At 74.2% G+C, this 4,770-nt stretch carries 4 protein-coding genes and 1 pseudogene; 2 read left to right on the top strand and 3 right to left on the bottom strand.

Features of this window, described 5'->3' with window-relative positions:
- Positions 1–638, bottom strand: a pseudogene (locus BG452_RS30155) (galactose-1-phosphate uridylyltransferase); the annotation flags it as partial.
- Between the two features lie 185 nt (positions 639–823).
- Between BG452_RS30155 and BG452_RS30150 the strand changes: the two are divergent.
- Positions 824–1,624: a DeoR/GlpR family DNA-binding transcription regulator gene (locus BG452_RS30150; protein WP_188307523.1), complete on the top strand. Its 801-nt coding sequence runs from the start codon at positions 824–826 to the stop codon at positions 1,622–1,624.
- Between the two features lie 317 nt (positions 1,625–1,941).
- On the opposite strand, the gene BG452_RS30145 is transcribed toward BG452_RS30150, so the two are convergent.
- The gene (locus BG452_RS30145; RefSeq protein WP_188307522.1) at positions 1,942–2,535 is read right to left on the bottom strand and encodes an isochorismatase family protein; all 594 of its coding nucleotides are present in this window, start codon (positions 2,533–2,535) and stop codon (positions 1,942–1,944) included.
- A gap of 301 nt (positions 2,536–2,836) precedes the next feature.
- On the opposite strand from BG452_RS30145, the gene BG452_RS30140 reads away from it, so the two are divergent.
- Complete coding sequence (locus BG452_RS30140; protein WP_188307521.1) at positions 2,837–4,348, top strand: S53 family peptidase; 1,512 nt, start codon at positions 2,837–2,839, stop codon at positions 4,346–4,348.
- Between the two features lie 108 nt (positions 4,349–4,456).
- Here the strand turns inward: BG452_RS30140 and BG452_RS30135 are convergent.
- Positions 4,457–4,770: substrate-binding domain-containing protein (locus BG452_RS30135; RefSeq protein ID WP_188307520.1), on the bottom strand; the 314-nt coding region annotated here is incomplete at its 5' end.

The raw sequence follows: 4,770 nt of genomic DNA, 5'->3' as shown, positions 1-4,770 counted from the left end.
GCGGCCATCCGGGCGGTGCGCGGGGTGGTGAACGGGAAGGCGTAGATCTGGCCGTGCGGGTGGGCGAGGGTGACGCCGATCTCGGCGCCCCGGTTCTCGAAGCAGTAGACCTGCCGCACACCGGGCAGCGCGGAGAGTTCGGCGGTGCGGTCCGTCCACGCGTCCAGGACCAGGCGGGCGCGTCCGGGGGTGAGGTCGGCGAAGGAGGCGTCGTGGTCGGCGGTGAAGCACACCACCTCGCAGCGGCCGGCGCCGGGGGCGCTGATCCACGGGCCGTCGGCCTGCTCGAACGGCGGGGCGGGCGGCCCGGCCAGCGAGGGGAAGCGGTTCTCGAAGACGGCCACCTGATAGTCGGCGGCCGGGATCTCGCTGAGCCGGCCGTCCCGGGAGGGGCAGAGCGGGCACTCGTCGGCCGGGGGCCGGTAGGTGCGGGCCTGGCGGTGGGCGGCGATGGTGACCTGGTCGCCGGTGGCCGGGTCCAGCCGCACCTCGGAGCCGCCGGGGCGGGCGTCCAGCGGGCGCCGGTCCACGGCGTCGCGGGGGACGGCCGGGCCGCTGTCGTAGTAGATGAGCTGTCGCCCGTCCGCGAGGGTGGTCGCGGTCCTGGCGGTGGGCTGGGTCAGGGTCGTCCCGGCCATGGCCTTCTTCCTCTGCGTGACGTGCGTGACGTGCGGGGCGAGCGGGGCGGGGCGTGCAGGGCGTGCGTGCAGGGCGTGCGTGATGTGCGGGGCCCGCAGGTGGCACCGCGGGAATCAACAGAAAGCTACAATCTCAAACATTATCCATCAGAACCACGCGCCGGAAGTGGTAGAGGGAGACCCCGATGACCGACAACGTCCAACCGCTCGCCGGACAGCGCCGCGTACTGATCCTGGAGCAGGTCCGCGCCCGCGGCGGCGTCCGGGTGACGGAACTGGTCCGGGACCTCGGGGTGTCCGACATGACCGTCCGCCGCGACCTCGACGCGCTCGCCCGCCGCGGCCTGGTGCAGAAGGTGCACGGCGGCGCGGTGCGGATCGAGGCGCCCGCCACCGGAGAGCCCGGGTTCGAGACCAAGGCGCGCTGGGAGCTGCCCGCCAAGGAGGCGATCGCCCGCACCGCCGCCGCGCTGGTGCCGCCCGGTTCGGCGGTCGGGCTGTCCGCCGGGACGACCACCTACGCGGTCGCCCGGCACCTGCGCGCCGTCGAGGGCCTCACCGTGGTCACCAACTCGCTGCGGATCGCCGAGCTGCTGGAGCAGCCCGACGAGGACGGCACGCCCGCCACCGCCACGGTGATCCGCACCGGCGGCGTCCGCACGCCCTCGGACGCGCTGGTCGGCCCGGTGGCCGACCAGGCGATCCGCTCGCTGCACGTCAACGTGCTCATCCTGGGCTGCCACGGACTGTCCGCCGAGACCGGCCTGACCACCCCGAACCTGGCCGAGGCGGAGACCAACCGCGCCTTCCTCCGATCCGCCCGCCGGGTGGTCGTGGTCGCCGACCGCACCAAGTGGGACGCGGTCGGGCTGGCCTCCTTCGCCACGCTGGGCGAGGTGGACGTGCTGGTCACCGACGACGCGCTGCCGGCGGAACAGCGGGCGGCCGCGGCGGAGTTGGTCGGCGAGCTGATCGTGGCCTCGTGAGCGGGCTCCGACCGGGGATTCGAGCGGGCGTCTATCGCCGCCGCGGAGCATGGGCCTACCGTGGAGGACAGGAGGTATGGCCATGCCCGGTTGGGGAGGAGGACAACCAGTGCCCGAAGTGACGGGAGGAAGCGCCGACCCCGGTCTGGCGGCTCCCACCGAGACGACCGACACCGAACAGCCGGTCGACGAACGAGCCGCCGAGGAAAGTACGCCGGAGGACTGAGTCGTCGCGGCACTGCGGTGGCCGGAGCCCGGAGCCCGGCCACCGCAGTGCCGCCGCGGCGTTGCCCGGTCCGGCCGCCCTTCCTGCGGTCTCAGCCGCGGACGACCGGGGCGCCGGTGAGGTCGACGCCGGCGCGGCGGAGTTCGGTGAGGGCGGCGTCCGTGGTGTCGGCGGCGACGCCGGCCGTGTAGTCCAGCAGGACGCGGGCGTCGAAGCCGGCCCTGCGGGCGTCCAGGGCGGTGGCCTTGACGCAGTGGTCGGTGGCGATGCCGACCACGTCGACGGCGTCCACGCCGTGGTCGTGCAGCCAGTCGGCGAGCGGGGTGCCGTCGGCGGTGTGGCCCTCGAAGCCGCTCTTGGAGGCGGAGCGGGCGCCCTTGTAGAAGACCTCGTCGACCGCGCCGGCTTCGACGGCGGGCAGGAAGTCGGGGTGGAACTCGCCGCCCTCGGTGCCGACCACGCAGTGCACCGGGAAGGAGTCGCGGTAGTCAGGGTGGTCGGAGAAGTGGCCGCCCGGGTCGACGTGGTGGTCCCGGGTGGCGACCACCCGGGACCAGCCCTCCCGCTCCGGGCCCTGGATCAGTGCGGCGATCGCCCGTGCTCGGTCGGCGCCGCCGCCGACCGGAACACTTCCGCCCTCACAGAAGTCCTTCTGCACATCCACCACGATCAGCGCGCGCGTCATCGAACGGCCTTTCCTCACGGAATTCCCATGGATTCGCGGCCCAGCTTGGCGTGTTGACAGCTGTGGACGAAGCAACCGGGCGGCCGTTCACTCGAACGGGTTTCGGGCGGTCGGTCCGTACCCGGCCGACCGGAACGGGCTCCGAACCGGGCCTCACCGGACCATTGAGGCCGGGCCGTTCACCCGCCTACACTCGCGCCCGTCCGTGACCGTGCGTCCCGGAGACCCCCATCCGCCCGGGCCGTCGGATCCGACCCGGGTGTTCGCCGATGTCCCCCAACCATCCCTCATGGAGGACGATTTGAAGGCTCGAACGATACGCCGCACGTTCCTGGCGGGGGTGAGCGGCCTGGCCCTCGCGGCCTCCGGCGCGCTCGCCGTCCCGACCGTCGGCAGCGCCGTGGCCGCCGGCTACCCGACGGTGCACCCCACCGTGGCCGACTACGCCCAGGTGTCGGCCGGCACCACTCCCCCCACCCAGACCCAGTGCGCCGGTGTGGGCCGCCGCTGCTTCTCCCCACAGGCGATCAGGGCCGCCTACAACCTCGGGCCGCTGTACGCGGGCGGGTTCGACGGCCGGGGCCAGACGATCGCCGTCTTCGACTCGTACGGCAGCGACACCATGGCGCACGACCTGCACGTCTTCGACCAGGCGTTCGGCGTCAGCGCCATGTGCGGAGAGGAGGCCGTGACCTGCCAGCCGGGCATGCCGAGCTTCAGCGAGCTGCACGTCCAGGGCGATCCGGGCACCACCGCGCCGCCGCCCAACAGCCACGGCACCGGCCAGGAGAGCAAGGCCGCCTGGGCGCTCGAGGTCGCGCTGGACGTCGAGACGGCGCACGCGATGGCCCCCGGCGCCAACATCCTGCTGGTCTCCACCCCCACCGCCGAGACCCTCGGCGTCCAGGGCCTGCCGACCCTGATGAACGCCGAGCAGTACGTGATCGACCACCACCTGGCGAACGTCATCTCGCAGTCCTTCGCCTCCGCCGAGGGCGCGTTCGCCAGCCCCCAGTCGATCGAGCCGCTGCGGCACGCCTTCAAGTCGGCGGCGCTGAACGGCGTCACGGTGCTCGGCTCCTCGGGCGACAACGGCACGGCCGGCTCGGAGAAGACCCCGGCGAAGTCGGGCGGTTCCACCCTCCCGTACCCGTCGGTGGAGTGGCCCGCCTCCGACCCGCTGGTGACCGGCGTCGGCGGTACCTACCTGTGCACCGACCCCGGCGCGAGCGGCGCCCGGAGCGTGGACAGCACCGACAACCCGGCCGTCTGCCAGGCGAACCCCGGTTCCGCCGAGGTCGGTTGGACCAACTCGGGCGGCGGGTTCAGCCGGGTCTTCGACAAGCCCGGCTACCAGTCGGCGCTGCCGGCCGGCTCCACCGCGATCGGCGCCATGCGCGGTGTGCCGGACGTGGCCCTGCAGGCCGCCCCGGGCACCGGAGCGCTGGTCTACCTGTCGCTGCCGCCGGACGGCTCCTCCGGCCTCAAGTGCGGTGCCACGCCGTGCAGCACCGGCTGGTACGACATCGGCGGCACCTCGCTGTCCTGCCCGCAGTGGGCCGGCCTGGTCTCGATCGCGGACCAGATCAACGGCGGCGGCCTGGGCCAGATCAACCCGGCCCTGTACAAGCTGGGCACCGACCCGGCCACGTATGCGGCCGACTTCAACGATGTGACGCTCGGCAACAACACCACCGACCCGACCGTGCCGGGCTACTCGGCCGGCACCGGCTGGGACCCGGTCACCGGGCTGGGCACGCCGAACGCGGCGAAGCTGCTGCCCGACCTGGTCGGCGCCGTCCGCGCGGGCTGAGCCCGGCCGGCCCGGCGTCCTGAGCGCGCCGCCCCCGTCGAGCAGCCGCTCGGCGGGGGCGGCGCGCTCCGCACGGGAAGTCGGCCGGTCCGACGTCCCGTGCCCGGCTCAGCCCGCCGAACTCCCCCGCACCACCAGCTCGCCGGGCAGTTCCAGCCCGGCCGGGGGCACCGGCTCCCAGCGCACCTGGGCGAGCAGCCGGGCCACCAGTGCGGTGGCGATCGCCCGCAGCGGCAGCCGGACCGAGGTCAGGGCCGGGTGCAGGTGGCGGCAGAGCGGCGTGTCGTGGAAGCCGGTGACCGCCACCCCGGCGGGCCCGACCGCCAGCCCCTCGGCCCGGACCGCCTCGTAGACGTCCAGCGCGAGCAGGTCGCTGCCCGCCGCGACGGCGGTGGGCCGCTCGGGGCCGCGCAGCAGCGCCC

The organism is Streptomyces sp. CBMA123 (genome assembly GCF_014596465.1).
In the GTDB taxonomy this organism is placed as follows: domain Bacteria; phylum Actinomycetota; class Actinomycetes; order Streptomycetales; family Streptomycetaceae; genus Kitasatospora.
This window is presented reverse-complemented; position numbering and strand designations above follow the sequence as displayed.

Bases quoted from the DNA above. Each gene is read 5' to 3' on its own strand.
- BG452_RS30145 (WP_188307522.1), bottom strand. From the start codon at position 2,535: ATGACGCGCGCGCTGATCGTGGTGGATGTGCAGAAGGACTTCTGTGAG.
- BG452_RS30150 (WP_188307523.1), top strand. From the start codon at position 824: ATGACCGACAACGTCCAACCGCTCGCCGGACAGCGCCGCGTACTGATC.